This window comes from Pseudomonas fluorescens (assembly GCF_902498065.1).
Taxonomy (GTDB): Bacteria; Pseudomonadota; Gammaproteobacteria; order Pseudomonadales; family Pseudomonadaceae; genus Aquipseudomonas; species Aquipseudomonas fluorescens_BJ.
This window is the reverse complement of sequence record NZ_CABVIR010000003.1, coordinates 361,933-376,189: the sequence shown is the minus strand read 5'-3', so window position 1 is coordinate 376,189 and position 14,257 is coordinate 361,933. Positions and strand designations below refer to the sequence as shown.

Annotated in this window: 13 protein-coding genes; 4 read left to right on the top strand and 9 right to left on the bottom strand. The window is 60.8% G+C overall.

Annotation, left to right across the window (positions count from 1 at the left end):
- Positions 1 to 15 precede the first annotated feature (15 nt).
- Positions 16 to 2,301 carry a heavy metal translocating P-type ATPase gene (locus F8N43_RS14495; RefSeq protein ID WP_150653951.1) on the bottom strand — a complete coding sequence of 762 codons (2,286 nt, stop codon included), beginning with the start codon at positions 2,299 to 2,301 and terminating at the stop codon, positions 16 to 18.
- 84 nt (positions 2,302 to 2,385) lie between these two features.
- On the opposite strand from F8N43_RS14495, the gene cadR reads away from it, so the two are divergent.
- The gene (gene cadR / locus F8N43_RS14490) at positions 2,386 to 2,835 is read left to right on the top strand and encodes a Cd(II)/Pb(II)-responsive transcriptional regulator (RefSeq protein ID WP_150638036.1); all 450 of its coding nucleotides are present in this window, start codon (positions 2,386 to 2,388) and stop codon (positions 2,833 to 2,835) included.
- Between the two features lie 125 nt (positions 2,836 to 2,960).
- Here the strand turns inward: cadR and F8N43_RS14485 are convergent, their stop codons facing one another.
- From F8N43_RS14485 to F8N43_RS14475, 3 genes are all read right to left on the bottom strand, one after another.
- Positions 2,961 to 3,932 carry a thymidylate synthase gene (locus F8N43_RS14485; RefSeq protein WP_150638038.1) on the bottom strand — a complete coding sequence of 324 codons (972 nt, stop codon included), beginning with the start codon at positions 3,930 to 3,932 and terminating at the stop codon, positions 2,961 to 2,963.
- Between the two features lie 50 nt (positions 3,933 to 3,982).
- The gene (lgt, locus tag F8N43_RS14480; protein ID WP_150638041.1) at positions 3,983 to 4,789 is read right to left on the bottom strand and encodes a prolipoprotein diacylglyceryl transferase; all 807 of its coding nucleotides are present in this window, start codon (positions 4,787 to 4,789) and stop codon (positions 3,983 to 3,985) included.
- Positions 4,790 to 4,872: 83 nt separating this feature from the next.
- The gene (locus F8N43_RS14475; RefSeq protein ID WP_150653950.1) at positions 4,873 to 5,655 is read right to left on the bottom strand and encodes a sulfite exporter TauE/SafE family protein; all 783 of its coding nucleotides are present in this window, start codon (positions 5,653 to 5,655) and stop codon (positions 4,873 to 4,875) included.
- Positions 5,656 to 5,776: 121 nt separating this feature from the next.
- Between F8N43_RS14475 and F8N43_RS14470 the strand changes: the two genes are divergently transcribed.
- The gene (locus F8N43_RS14470; RefSeq protein WP_150632151.1) at positions 5,777 to 6,523 is read left to right on the top strand and encodes an NRDE family protein; all 747 of its coding nucleotides are present in this window, start codon (positions 5,777 to 5,779) and stop codon (positions 6,521 to 6,523) included.
- A gap of 109 nt (positions 6,524 to 6,632) precedes the next feature.
- Here F8N43_RS14470 and ptsP read toward each other — a convergent pair whose 3' ends face one another.
- Entirely contained in the window at positions 6,633 to 8,912 is a 2,280-nt protein-coding gene (gene ptsP, locus F8N43_RS14465) for a phosphoenolpyruvate--protein phosphotransferase (RefSeq protein WP_150632150.1), read from the bottom strand.
- 22 nt (positions 8,913 to 8,934) lie between these two features.
- Entirely contained in the window at positions 8,935 to 9,414 is a 480-nt protein-coding gene (locus tag F8N43_RS14460) for an RNA pyrophosphohydrolase (protein WP_007897732.1), read from the bottom strand.
- Between the two features lie 143 nt (positions 9,415 to 9,557).
- Between F8N43_RS14460 and F8N43_RS14455 the strand changes: the two genes are divergently transcribed.
- Positions 9,558 to 10,214, top strand: a complete 657-nt coding sequence (locus tag F8N43_RS14455; RefSeq protein WP_150653949.1) for an HAD family hydrolase — start codon at positions 9,558 to 9,560, stop codon at positions 10,212 to 10,214.
- Between the two features lie 120 nt (positions 10,215 to 10,334).
- On the opposite strand, the gene F8N43_RS14450 is transcribed toward F8N43_RS14455, so the two are convergent.
- A complete protein-coding gene (locus F8N43_RS14450) occupies positions 10,335 to 10,760 on the bottom strand; it encodes a DUF2269 domain-containing protein (RefSeq protein ID WP_150653948.1) in 426 nt (141 codons plus the stop codon).
- Between the two features lie 39 nt (positions 10,761 to 10,799).
- Positions 10,800 to 12,314 (bottom strand): threonine ammonia-lyase, biosynthetic, encoded by a 1,515-nt coding sequence (gene ilvA, locus F8N43_RS14445; protein ID WP_150632147.1) that lies wholly within the window; start codon positions 12,312 to 12,314, stop codon positions 10,800 to 10,802.
- Between the two features lie 148 nt (positions 12,315 to 12,462).
- Here ilvA and rpiA point away from each other — a divergent pair, with 148 nt between their 5' ends.
- Positions 12,463 to 13,137 (top strand): ribose-5-phosphate isomerase RpiA, encoded by a 675-nt coding sequence (gene rpiA, locus F8N43_RS14440; RefSeq protein WP_149416314.1) that lies wholly within the window; start codon positions 12,463 to 12,465, stop codon positions 13,135 to 13,137.
- A 128-nt stretch (positions 13,138 to 13,265) separates the two neighbouring features.
- Here rpiA and F8N43_RS14435 read toward each other — a convergent pair whose 3' ends face one another.
- Complete coding sequence (locus F8N43_RS14435; RefSeq protein ID WP_150632145.1) at positions 13,266 to 14,183, bottom strand: SdiA-regulated domain-containing protein; 918 nt, start codon at positions 14,181 to 14,183, stop codon at positions 13,266 to 13,268.
- Positions 14,184 to 14,257: the final 74 nt, after the last annotated feature.

The following is a 14,257-nucleotide window of genomic DNA, read 5'->3' as shown; positions in this document are numbered from 1 at the left end:
CCCGCTCCTCATCGATTATTTGCGCAACAGGCGCAAACCGTTGAACACCACCAACAGGCTCACGCCCATGTCGGCGAACACCGCCATCCACATGGTGGCGATCCCGGCGAAGGTTACCCCAAGAAAGATCGCCTTGATGACCAATGCGAGGGCGATGTTCTGTTTGAGGATGCTCGACGTCTGCCGCGACAAACGGATGAACGCGGGGATCTTGCGCAGATCATCGTCCATCAGGGCGACATCCGCGGTTTCGATGGCGGTATCGGTACCGGCGGCGGCCATCGCAAAACCGATTTCTGCCCGGGCCAGCGCCGGGGCATCGTTAATGCCGTCACCGACCATGCCGACGTTATGGCCCTGGGCATAAAGCGCTTCGATAGCTTGCAGTTTGTCGGTCGGCAGCAAATCGCCCTTGGCTTCGTCGATACCGACTTGTGCAGCAATCGCCTGAGCGGTGTGGACGTTGTCGCCGGTGAGCATCAGGGTTTTGATGCCCAGATCGTGCAGCTGCTGGATCGCCTCGCGGCTGGACTCCTTGACCGTATCGGCCACGGCGAACAGCGCCAATGGGCCGGATTTGTCGAGCAACAGCACCACGGACTTGCCCTGTTTCTCCAGCGCAAACAGCTTTTCTTCCAGCGCAGGCGAACACAGGCTCAACTCTTCCACCAAACGGTGGTTGCCCAAGTGGTAGACCTGACCGTTGATCTCACCGCGTACCCCACGACCGGCGAGCGCTTCGAAGTTATCCACAACGAGCGAGGCGAACGATTTATCCACAGCGGCGTTGGCAATGGCCAGCGACACCGGGTGGTCCGAGCGTCCGGCCAATGCAGCCGCAATTGCCGGCGCCGAGGCATCGGCCGTCGGATCAAGCGACAGGTAATCCGTCTGCACCGGCTTGCCGTGGGTGATCGTGCCGGTCTTGTCCAGCGCCAGGTAGTCGAGTTTGTAACCGCCTTCCAGATAGACGCCGCCCTTGACCAGAATCCCTTTGCGCGCCGCTGCCGCGAGGCCGCTGACGATGGTCACCGGGGTGGAAATCACCAATGCGCAGGGGCATGCGACCACCAGCAACACCAGCGCGCGATAAATCCAGTCGAACCAGACTGCGCCCATGAACAGCGGCGGAATCACCGCCACCGCGAGGGCGAAGATGAACACGGCGGGGGTGTAGATTTTTGAAAACTGGTCAACGAAGCGCTGGGTCGGTGCCCGTGCGCCTTGCGCCTGTTCGACGGCGTGGATGATCCGCGCCAGGGTCGAATTGTTGGCGGCTGCCGTTACGGAATACTCCAGAGAGCCGGCCTGATTGATGGTGCCCGCGAAGACCTTGTCACCAACGGTTTTCTCAACTGGCAGGCTTTCCCCGGTGATCGGCGCCTGATCGATGGTCGAACTGCCCGACACGACTTCGCCGTCCAGGCCTATCCGCTCGCCGGGGCGGACGCGCACTCGCGCGCCCAGCTCAATGGCTTTCACGTCTTGCAAGATCCAGCTGCCATCGGCCTGCTGTACCGTGGCCTGCTCCGGGGCCATCTGCATCAGGCCGCTGATGGCGTTGCGCGCGCGGTCCAGGGACTTGGCCTCGATCAACTCGGCCACGGTGAACAGGAACATCACCATCGCCGCTTCCGGCCACTGCCCGATCAGGATCGCGCCGGTCACCGCGATGCTCATCAAGGCGTTGATGTTCAGGTTGAGGTTCTTGAGCGCGATCCAGCCTTTCTTGTAGGTGGTGAGGCCACCACTGAGGATCGAAATCAGCGCGATGATCGCCACCACCCAGTCCGGCGCGGCGCTGGTGAAGTGGATCACTTCCGCTGCCAGCGCACCCACGCCGGACAGTGCCAGGGGCCACCAGTGCTTTTTCTCGGGGATCGGTGCTGGCGTTTCGGCGCCCTGCTCCATCGGTTCCGCCACCATGCCCAGCGACTTGATCGCCTCAATGATCGGCGCAGTGCTCGGCAGGTCATGGGTCACGCCCAACACGCGGTTGATCAGGTTGAATTCCAGCTGCTGCACACCGGCGAGCTTGCCCAGTTTGTTCTGGATCAGCGTCTGCTCGGTCGGGCAGTCCATCGCGTCGATGCGGAAACTGCTCAGCCGTGCATTGGCGGTTGGCGCTTCGCTGAGTTTGATCAGCGACGGCGCCGCCGCTTTGGAAGAACAGCAGGAATCCCCGTGGCCACCATGGTCATGCTTCTGCACAGGCTGCAGCTTGTGGCTGTGATCGTGATCGTGATCGTGATCGTGATCGTGATCAGCCTCGGGTTTGTGGGTGTGAAGGGAATCGCTCATTGGTTGCGTCCATGAAGGTGCCTGTTGCCAAGTAAAGACCCTGTAGCCACTATAGGGTCAAGCACCTATTTGGAGATGGCCGTCATGAAGATCGGAGAACTGGCGAAACTCACCGACTGCGCCGTGGAAACCATCCGCTATTACGAGCGCGAAAACCTCCTGCCGGAGCCGGCCCGCAGCGACGGCAACTACCGCGTCTACACCCAGGCCCACGCCGAGCGCCTGACCTTCATCCGCAATTGCCGCACCCTCGACATGACGCTCGAGGAAATCCGCAGCCTGCTGGCCTTGCGCGACAGCCCGCAGGATCAATGTGAAAGCGTGAATGCGTTGATCGATGAACACATTCACCACGTGAAAGCGCGGATCGATGGGTTGCAGGCGTTACAGGCACAACTGCTCGACCTGCGCCAACGCTGTGGCGAAGGGCCGGATATTGATCAATGCGGGATTTTGCAGCGGCTGGAAGTGAGTGGCGGGGTTGTGGCGACAGAGGTTGAGCATTCACATGTTGGCCGCAGTCACGGCCATTAAACCCACCACCAGACCAATGTGGGAGCGAGCCTGCTCGCGATGAGGCCATCACATTCAACATCTATGTTGTCTGTCAGGCCGCTATCGCGAGCAGGCTCGCTCCCACAGGGGTTATGCGTTGAGTTTTAGACCGCCATCGGTGCCGTCATCGGCGCGTGGTGTTGATACCCCTCAAGCGAAAAATCACTCGGCTCGATCAACTCCAGCCATTCCGGTTGGTACTCGCCAGTCTTGGCAAACTCCGGCACGCGGTCACTGATCACCAGCTTCGGCATCGGGAACGGCTCGCGCTTGAGCTGTTCGTTCAGCATGTCCAGATGGTTTTCGTAGACGTGGGCATCACCGATGAAATAGGTGAACCAGCGCGGCGTGTAGCCGGTCAGGCGACCGATCAGGCTCAGCAACGCGGCGCCTTCGGTGAGGTTGAACGGTGTGCCCAGGCCCAGGTCATTGGAGCGGATGTAGAGCGTCAGAGAAATCTCTTTGGTCTCGACATTCGGGTGGAACTGGTACAGCAAGTGGCACGGCGGCAAAGCCATTTCATCAAGCTGCGCAACGTTCCAGCCATGGAACAGGATACGGCGGCTACCCGGGTCCTTGATGATGGTGTCGACGCACTGGCGGATCTGGTCGATCGCTTTGTACAGGACGACGTAAGCCTGGCCGTTTTCTTCGCCTTCGGCGATCTGACGGTAGCCCTGGCTCAGGGTCTGCTCGATAGCAGCCTTGTTGCTGACCGGGATCTGCTTGTACGCCGGCCATTTGCGCCATTGCACGCCGTAGATTTCGCCAAGGTCGTCTTCACCCTGACGGAACGGATTGGCCAGCCATTGCGCGTTTTCGTTGGCGTTCTGATCCCAGACCTTGCAGCCCAGCGCGCGGAATTCGGCGGCGTTGTTCACGCCCCGCAGGAAACCACACATCTCGCCTATGGCCGATTTGAAGGCCATCTTGCGCGTGGTGATCGCCGGAAAACCTTCTTTCAGGTCATAACGCAGCATCGCGCCGGGAAAACTGATGGTGTTCACGCCAGTGCGGTTGGCTTGTTTGGTGCCGTTCTTGATGACGTGGGCGACCAGTTCGAGATATTGCTTCATGAGTTACCTGTGTCCTTGAACCCGGAGGCCGTCGCCCCCGGGGTTCGAATTTATACGGCAGCCGCTGGAGTCGCCGGGGCGCGGTGATACGCCAGCCAGATCAGGAACAGACCGCCGACGATCATCGGCACGCAGAGCACCTGGCCCATGGTCAGCCAGTTCCAGGCCAGATAGCCCAGTTGCGCGTCCGGCACGCGGACGAATTCGACGATGAAACGGAAGATGCCATAGAACAGCGCGAACATGCCCGACACCGCCATGGTCGGCCGCGGTTTACGCGAGAACAGCCAGAGGATGGCGAACAGCGCCACGCCTTCCAGGGCGAACTGATACAGCTGCGACGGGTGACGCGCCAGTTGCGCCGGATCGGTCGGAAAGACCATTGCCCATGGCACGTCGGTCGCCTTACCCCACAATTCGGCGTTGATGAAGTTGCCGATACGCCCGGCGCCCAGGCCAATCGGCACCATCGGCGCGACGAAGTCCATCAGTTGGAAGAACGACTTGTTGTTCTTTTTACCGAACCACAACGCCGCCAGCATCACGCCGATAAAGCCGCCGTGGAACGACATGCCGCCCTTCCACACTTCGAAAATCAGCGTCGGGTTAGCCAGGTAAGCACTCAGATCGTAGAACAGCACATAACCCAGGCGACCGCCGACGATAACGCCCATCGACATCCAGAAGACCATGTCGGAGAGTTTCTCCTTGGTCCAGGTCGGGTCGAAACGGTTGAGCCGGCGCGACGCCAGCAGCCACGCACCGCCGATGCCGATCAGGTACATCAAACCGTACCAGTGGATTTTCAGCGGACCGATGGCCAGGGCCACCGGGTCGATCTGCGGGTAAGGCAGCATTGCGACTCCTCGTTAGAGTTGAAAGCTTCAAAATTCCCGGGCGACGCTGCCACCTCAGGATTAAGCCAGGATTGTGCGATGGGTCAGATCAGAAAACTCAAACCCACGCAGAACAGCAAAGCGGCGAACAGTCTTTTCAGCAACTTCGGCGACAGCCGGTGGGCCAGTCGCGCACCGAGGCGGGCGAAGACCATGCTGGTCAGGGCGATCCCCAGCAGCGCCGGCAAATAAATAAAACCGAGACTATGGGCCGGCAGCAACGGATCGTGCCAGCCCAGAATCATGAAACTTAATGCACTGGCCAGCGCAATGGGCAGGCCGCAGGCCGACGATGTCGCCACCGCTTGCTGCATCGGCACGCTGCGCCAAGTCAGGAACGGCACAGTCAGCGAACCGCCGCCAATCCCGAAAATCGCCGAAGCCCAGCCAATCACCGTGCCGGCCACGGTCAGACCGACTTTCCCCGGCACCGTTCGGCTGGCCTTGGGTTTGACGTCCAGCGCCAGTTGCGCGGCGATGACCAGGGCGAACACGCCGATGATTTTCTGCAGGTTTGGCCCGGAGATCGCTTCGGCCGTCAGCGCGCCGAACCCGGCGCCGAGCAGGATGCCGACGGTCATCCAGGCAAAAATCGGCCAGCGCACGGCGCCGCGGCGATGATGCTCGCGCACCGCGTTGACCGAGGTGAAGATGATCGTCGCCAGGGACGTACCGACCGCCAGGTGCGTCAGGATCGAGGCGTCGAAACCCTGCAAGGTGAAACTGAACACCAGCACCGGTACGATGATAATTCCGCCACCGACGCCGAACAGTCCGGCCAGCACGCCTGCGCAGGCGCCGAGCGCCAGATAGAGCAGAAATTCCATGTACGACCCCCAAAGAAGAGCGGCATGGTAACGGATGCATGGCCTTCGGCTCCACTGGATGGCGATGGATACCCGCACAATGACTGCGTAGAGTGGGCAAAAAACACACAAGGACCACCTTATGTGCCTGATTGTCTTTGCCTGGCGCCCGGGTCACGCCCAGCCGCTGATCGTCGCCGCCAACCGCGACGAATTCTATGCCCGGCCCAGCCTGCCACTGGCGCCATGGCCCGAAGCGCCGCACGTCCATGCCGGACGCGACCTTGAGGCCGGCGGCACCTGGCTCGGTGTCGGGGCCAATGGGCGCTTCGCGGCGCTGACCAATATTCGCGATCCTCACCAACCGGCCGGTCGAAAATCCCGAGGCGAACTGGTCGCGCGATTTCTCGACGGCGATATGCCAATTGATGATTACTTGGACGACGTTGTCGGACGTTCGCTGGAATATGCCGGTTTTAACCTGCTGATCGGCAACACCAATGAACTGTGGCACTTCAATGCGCGGGAGTCTGAAGCGGTGCTGCTGCCGGCTGGGGTGTATGGGTTGTCGAACGCGGGACTGGATACGCCGTGGCCAAAGTTGCTCAAGGCGCGGGCGGCGCTGGAGACTGTCCTGGAGGATCCTCAGCCGGAGGCGTTATTGGCGTTGCTCAGTGATTCGCAGACAGCAGCATTTGCAGAGCTGCCGGACACGGGTGTCGGGTTGGCGACCGAGGCGTTGCTGTCGAGTGTGTTCATTGCCAGCCAGAGCTATGGGACTAGGGCGAGTACGGCGTTGATTGTTCATGCCGACGGGACGCGGCATCTGGTTGAACGGAGTTTCGGGCCGTATGGCGGGCATCTTGGGGAAGTGGAGATCAGAATTTAGCATTGTCTGATCCGGCCTCATCGCCAGCAGGCTGGCTCCCACAGGGGATTTGCGTCAAACACAAATCCAATGTGGGAGCCAGCCTGCTGGCGAAGAGGTCATCAGCCTTTTAGAGGGCCTTGACCGCAGACGGGCTGACCATCTTCGCCAACCCAAGGTTCTTCAGCGCCAATTGCAGCGAGCTGTGGATAACTTGCGGGTTGTCGATGGTCATCAGCTCCGCGAGCAATTCCTTGGCCTTGCTCAGGTTGATCTGGCGCAGCATCCACTTCACCTTCGGCAGGTTGGTGGCGTTCATCGACAGGCTGTCGAAACCCATCGCCATCAGCAGCACCGCCGCTGCCGGATCACCGGCCATCTCGCCGCAGATGCTCACTGGCTTGCCTTCGGCATGGGCATCACGCACCACGTTCTGCAACGCCTGGAGCACCGCCGGGTGCAGGTAGTCGTAGAGGTCGGCCACCCGTGGGTTGTTGCGGTCCACGGCCAGCAGGTACTGGGTCAGGTCGTTGGAGCCGACCGACAGGAAGTCCACTTGCCGTGCCAGTTCCTTGGTCTGATAAACCGCCGCCGGAATCTCGATCATCACGCCAATCGGCGGCATCGGCACGTCGGTGCCTTCGTCGCGAACCTCGCCCCACGCTCGGTGAATCAAATGCAGGGCTTCTTCGAGTTCATGGGTGCCGGAGATCATCGGCAACAGAATCCGCAGGTTGTTCAGACCTTCGCTGGCCTTGAGCATGGCGCGGGTCTGCACCAGGAAAATTTCCGGGTGGTCGAGGGTGACGCGAATGCCGCGCCAGCCGAGGAACGGGTTGTCTTCCTTGATCGGGAAGTACGACAGCGACTTGTCGCCGCCGATGTCCAGGCTGCGCATGGTCACCGGTTGCGGGTGGAACGCGGCGAGTTGCTCGCGGTAGATCGCCAGTTGTTCCTTTTCGCTCGGGAAGCGCTGGTTGATCATGAACGGCACTTCGGTGCGGTACAGACCGACACCCTCGGCGCCGCGCTTTTGCGCCCGCGCCACGTCCGCCAGCAGGCCGGTGTTGACCCACAGCGGCATGCGGTGACCGTCGAGGGTCACGCACGGCAGGTCGCGCAGGGAATCGAGACCGAGCGCCAGCTGCTTCTCTTCTTCCACCACCTCGGCGAACTGCTTGCGCAGCACGTCGCTGGGGTTGGTGTAGACCTCGCCGCGATTGCCATCGACGATCAATTCGATGCCGTCGACCTTGGCATAGGGCAGGTCCACCAGACCCATTACCGTCGGGATGCCCATCGCCCGAGCGAGGATCGCGACGTGGGAGTTACCGGAGCCGAGAACCGAGACCAGACCGACCAGCGTGCCTTCCGGCACCTCGCCGAGCATCGCCGGCGTCAGTTCTTCGCTGACCAGAATGGTTTTTTCCGGGTAGACCAGATTCTGCTGGCGCTCTTCCTGCAAGTAGGCGAGCAAACGGCGGCCAAGGTCCTTGACGTCCGAGGCGCGCTCACGCAGGTAAGCGTCGTCCATCAATTCGAAACGGTTGACGTGCTCAGTGACCACCTGGCGCAACGCGCCTTGGGCCCACTGACCGGTCTTGATCACCGTGGTCACTTCGTTGCCCAGCGCCTCGTCGGCGAGCATCATCAGGTAGACGTCGAACAAGGCCCGCTCTTCGGGGCGCAACTGCGAGGCCAGTTTGGCCGACAACGCACGCATGTCGGCGCGCACGCCTTCGATGGCGGTCTTGAACAGCGCCAGTTCGGCGTCGATGTCGGTGATGGTCTTGTCCGGCACCACGTCCAGATCGGCCGGTGGCAACATGACCACCGCCGTACCGACCGCCGCACCTGGCGAACCCGGCACGCCGACGAACTTGGCTTCCTGGATGCCTTTGCCCTGACGACCCAGGCCACGGATCGAACCGGTGGCCTCGGCGTGGGCGATAACCCCGGCGAGCTGCGCGCTCATGGTCACGAGGAAGGCTTCTTCACCTTCATCGAACTGGCGGCGTTCTTTTTGCTGAATGACCAACACGCCGACAACGCGGCGGTGGTGAATGATCGGGGCCCCGAGGAATGAGGCATAGCGCTCTTCACCGGTCTCGGCGAAGTAGCGGTAGCGCGGGTGATCCGCGGCGTTTTCGAGGTTCAGGGGTTCTTCACGCGTGCCGACCAGGCCGACCAGACCTTCGTTGGGTGCCATGCTGACTTTGCCGATCGAGCGCTTGTTCAAGCCCTCGGTCGCCATCAGCACGAAGCGGTTGGTCTCGGGGTCAAGCAGGTAGACCGAGCAGACCTGGCTGCCCATGGCCTCTTTGACGCGCAACACAATAATCCCCAACGCCGCCTTGAGATCCTTGGCGGAGTTAACTTCCTGGACGATCTTGCGCAGCGTATTGAGCATGGCTCGGGGTCGAACTCCGTCGTCAGTCGCGCGCTAAAAGGCGCGGGGCAAGCTCTTTGAGAGCGCGTCGATACACCTCGCGCTTGAATGTCACCACCTGGCCCAACGGATACCAATAACTGACCCAGCGCCAGCCATCGAATTCCGGTTTACCGGTCAAATCCATCCGCACCCGCTGCTCGTTGGAGATCAGGCGCAGGAGAAACCATTTCTGTTTCTGGCCGATGCACAGCGGTTGGCTGTGGGTACGGACCAGACGTTGCGGCAAACGATAGCGCAACCAGCCCCGGGTGCAGGCGAGAATTTCAACATCTTCGCGCTCAAGACCCACTTCTTCGTTCAACTCGCGGTACAAGGCGTCTTCCGGCGTCTCCTGAGGGTTGATACCACCCTGTGGAAACTGCCAGGCATCTTGATTGATACGGCGAGCCCATAGCACCTGTCCGGCATCATTCGTGAGAATGATCCCGACATTGGGGCGGAAACCATCGGGGTCGATCACGGCAACAACCTCGCAAACGCATGTCGCCGCATTGTTCCACAAAGGTTGTGAAGGCGGCAACGAGCCGGCCTACCTTATGTGCACTCTTGTGAAAAGTCCGTATTCTGGACACCTTTCTACAGACTTTTCAGCGAGTAACTGCAATGCGGCTGGCTTTATTCGACTTGGACAACACACTTCTGGGCGGCGACAGTGACCATGCCTGGGGCGATTACCTGTGCGAACGCGGCTTCCTCGACGCCGTCGCCTACAAGACACGCAACGACGAGTTCTATCAGGACTACCTGGCCGGCAAGCTGGACAACGCCGCCTACCTGAACTTTTGCCTGGAAGTCCTCGGCCGCACCGAGATGGCTACGCTGGACCAATGGCACAGCGATTACATGCGCGATTGCATCGAGCCGATCGTGCTGCCCAAGGCTATTGAATTGTTGGCCAAGCATCGTGAAGCCGGCGACAAACTGGTGATCATCACCGCCACCAACCGCTTCGTCACCGGACCGATTGCCCAGCGTCTGGGCGTCGAGACCCTGATCGCCACTGAGTGCGAAATGGTCGATGGCCGTTATACCGGCCGCAGCACCGACATCCCCTGCTTCCGTGAGGGCAAGGTGACGCGGCTGGTTCGCTGGCTGGAAGAAACCGGGCATTCGCTGGAAGACAGTTACTTCTACAGCGACTCGATGAATGATTTGGCGTTGCTGGAGCAGGTGGTGAATCCGGTGGCGGTTGATCCGGATCCTAACCTGCGCGCCGAAGCCGAGAAGCGTGGCTGGCCGGTGATCAGTCTGCGCGACTGATTACGCCATCGCGGGCAAGCCCGCTCCCACAGGTTTATCTGGTGTTCACCAAATTTGCGTTCGACAGAGATCCCTGTGGGAGCGGGCTTGCCCGCGATTGTGGCGACGCGGTTTAAAGCATCAAACCGGTTTGGCGCCCATCAACCCCGCAATCGCAACAAGACAGACAAAGCTGAACAACGCCAAGGCAAAGGTGAATTTCCCATTGCTCCCCGGTGCCTTGCGTAACTTGTTCAACCGCACCAACAGCCAGAACCAGCCCAACGCCGCCACGGTGTAGAGCACGCTGGACGCCAGCAACCAGGTCTGCCCCAGCGGCCAACCCACCAGATGCACCATCCACCAGCCCGTAAACGGCATGCTCAGCAACGCCACGCCCATCAGTAGCCAGACGAACACCCGTGGCCGCTGCAGCGTACGTGCCGCAGCAGTCGCATCGCCATTACGTCGCGTTTGCCAAACCCATATCCCCAGGCCCAGCGCACAGCCCAACAACATTGCCGTCGCCGCGGTGTGCGCCATTTTCAGGGCGGTTAACGTTTCCATTGTTCGATTTCCTTATGGCCTGCCCATCAGCGTAGCCGTTCAGCCGAGAAACAACTTATAGGCCGGGTTGTCGCTTTCGTCCCAGTACGGGTAGCCGATTTCTTCCAGCGCCGCTGGCACCAGATGACGCTCCTCGTGAGGCACTTGCAGCCCTGCGACCACCCGACCGTCCGCCGCGCCGTGGTTGCGGTAGTGGAACATCGAGATGTTCCAGCGCCCGCCGAGCTTGCTGAGGAAGTTGAACAGCGCGCCCGGACGCTCCGGGAATTCGAAGCGCAGCACCACTTCATCAACGACCTGCGCCGCGCGCCCACCGACCATGTGTCGGATGTGCAACTTGGCCAGTTCGTTGTCGGTCAGGTCCAGCACTGGAAAACCCTGCTCGGTCAGACTGGCAAGCAGCGCACTGCGCGGATCGTTTTCCGGATGCGTCTGCACGCCCACGAAGATGTGCGCTTCGCTGCCGGTGTTGTAGCGGTAGTTGAATTCGGTGATCTGGCGCTTGCCGATGGCTTCGCAGAACGCTTTGAAGCTGCCCGGCTTCTCGGGGATGGTCACCGCGATGATGGCTTCGCGGCCTTCGCCCAGTTCGGCGCGCTCGGCAACGTGACGCAGGCGGTCGAAGTTGACGTTGGCGCCGGAATCGATGGCCACGAAAGTATGGCCGGTGACGCCGTGCTGCTCGACGTACTTTTTGATCCCGGCAACGCCCAAGGCGCCGGCAGGTTCTGTGATCGAGCGGGTATTGTCGTAGATATCCTTGATCGCCGCGCAGATCTCGTCGGTGCTGACGGTGATCACTTCATCGACATAGTCTTTGCAGATGTCGAAGGTGTGCTGACCGATCTGAGCCACCGCGACGCCGTCGGCGAAGATGCCGACAGTCGGCAGCACCACGCGCTCACCCGCAGCCATGGCCGCTTGCAGGCAGTTGGAATCGTCCGGCTCGACGCCGATGATTTTGATTTCCGGGCGCAGGTACTTCACGTACGCCGCAATACCGGCGATCAACCCGCCGCCGCCCACCGGAACGAAGATCGCGTCCAGACGGCCGGGGTGCTGGCGCAGAATCTCCATGGCCACCGTGCCCTGCCCGGCGATGGTGTGGGGATCGTCGTACGGGTGAATGTAGACGTAGCCCTTTTCGTCGACCAGTTTCAGCGAGTAGGCCAGGGCTTCGGGGAACGAGTCCCCGTGCAGCACCACTTTGCCGCCGCGGGAACGCACGCCTTCGACTTTGATCTCGGGAGTGGTCTTGGGCATGACGATGGTGGCTTTCACGCCGAGCACTTTCGCCGCCAGGGCCAGGCCTTGCGCATGGTTGCCCGCCGAAGCCGTGACCACGCCGCGCGCGCGTTCTTCGTCGCTCAGTTGCGTGAGCTTGTTGTAGGCCCCGCGAATCTTGAACGAGAACACCGGCTGCAAGTCTTCACGCTTGAGCAAAATACTGTTGCCCAGCCGCTCGGAGAGCTGGCGGGCAGGCTGCAATGGGGTTTCTACGGCAACGTCATAAACGCGCGAGGTGAGGATCTTTTTGACGTACTGTTCGAGCATCGGAAAGCATCACTGAGCGGGTTGGGCAGGGCCAAGGAGTCTAACCCGGCTTTCGGCCGGGCGACCACACGAATCAAGAGGTTTTAGCCCGACATGGGGCTATAATGCCGGCCTTTCCGTTCTCCCCTTGCCCGCTTTCGGAGCCCGCATGACCCAGGATCAACTCAAACAGGCAGTGGCCCAGGCCGCCGTCGACTTCATCCTCCCGAAACTCGACGACAAGAGCATCGTCGGGGTCGGCACCGGCTCCACCGCCAACTGCTTCATCGACGCCCTGGCCAAACACAAAGGCGCATTCGACGGCGCCGTTGCCAGCTCCGAAGCCACCGCTGCGCGCCTCAAGGGCCACGGTATTCCGGTGTATGAGTTGAACACCGTCAGCGACCTGGAGTTCTACGTCGACGGCGCGGACGAAAGCGACGAGCACCTGAACCTGATCAAGGGCGGCGGCGCAGCCCTGACCCGCGAGAAGATCGTCGCGGCCGTGGCCAAGACCTTCATCTGCATCGCCGATGGCAGCAAACTGGTGCCGGTGCTCGGCGCGTTCCCGCTGCCGGTCGAAGTGATCCCGATGGCCCGCAGCCATGTGGCCCGCGAACTGGTGAAGCTCGGCGGCGACCCGGTTTACCGTGAAGGCGTGTTGACTGACAACGGCAACATCATTCTGGATGTGTTCAACATGCAGATCACCAACCCGGTGGAGCTGGAGACGCAGATCAACGCGATCGTCGGCGTGGTGACCAACGGTTTGTTTGCGGCGCGTCCGGCGGACTTGCTGTTGCTGGGTACCAGCGAAGGCGTGAAAACCCTGCGCGCCCAATAATCAGACACGCAGATAAACCCTGTGGGAGCGAGCCTGCTCGCGATAGCGGTCTTTCAGTCAACATCTCTATCGACTGACACGACCTCATCGCGAGCAGGCTCGCTCCCACATTGGTTTTGGGGTGTTGCTTAGGGTTGTGCCGGTTTCTTGAAGACGTAGAACAGGTTCGGCTCGCTCACCAGGTACAGCGTGCCGTCGTCATCCATGGCGATCCCTTCCGCTTGCGGTACCGTCTTCTGCAACCCCTGACGCCCTTTGTTCAGTGACAGGGTGCTCAGCGGACGCCCGTCCACATCCAATTCCAGAATCAGTCGCGACTCGTCGGACAGCGCCAGCAAATGTCCGCTGCGCTCGTCGTATTGCAGGCTCGACAGGTCTCGCACAAACATCCCGGCATCGCGCTTGGGGTTGTTGACCACGTGCACCGCGTAGGATTTTTCCGGGTTGAAATGCGGAAAACCCTGCACTTCGTAGATCAGCATCGGGTCACGTTCCTTGGCGACAAACAGTCGCTTGCCCACTGAATCGTAAGCCAGGCCTTCGAAACCCTTGTTGCTGCTCATGTGCACGCCGAGGGTTATCTGTTCGGCATCCGCCGCATCAAGGAACGTGGTGTCCTTTTCCAGATGAATCTTGATCAGCCGTTGCTGGCGCTCGTCAGTGATCACATACGTGTCGGCGCTGATGAACTCCACTGCCTCCGGATCACCGAAGCCGACCAGCGCGATCCGCCGAATGATCCGGCCCTCCAGCGACAACTCGATCAGCTCGGAGTTTTTGTTGGTGACGGTGAACAGGCTTTTACGCACCGGATCGAAGGTCAGCGCTGACACATCGTCGTCCAGACCGTCGATGACGCTGGCCTCCACCGTGACTTGATAGCGATCCAGTCCGATCGACTGGGCGCTCTCGGCCTGCCAAAGCGTATGCAGATTGAACCAGGTGCGCTCGAACAGCCGCAGGTACTGCCCAAACGCAACCAGCACGATCAGCGCAATCACCAAGAAGATCAGGATCAGGGGTTTGGGGCGGGCAAGTCGGCGCATTCAGGCAAGCTCGGAATCAGGACGGACGGATGAAATACCACGGCAGTCTGAATTGAAGCTTAATGGCCATTAGT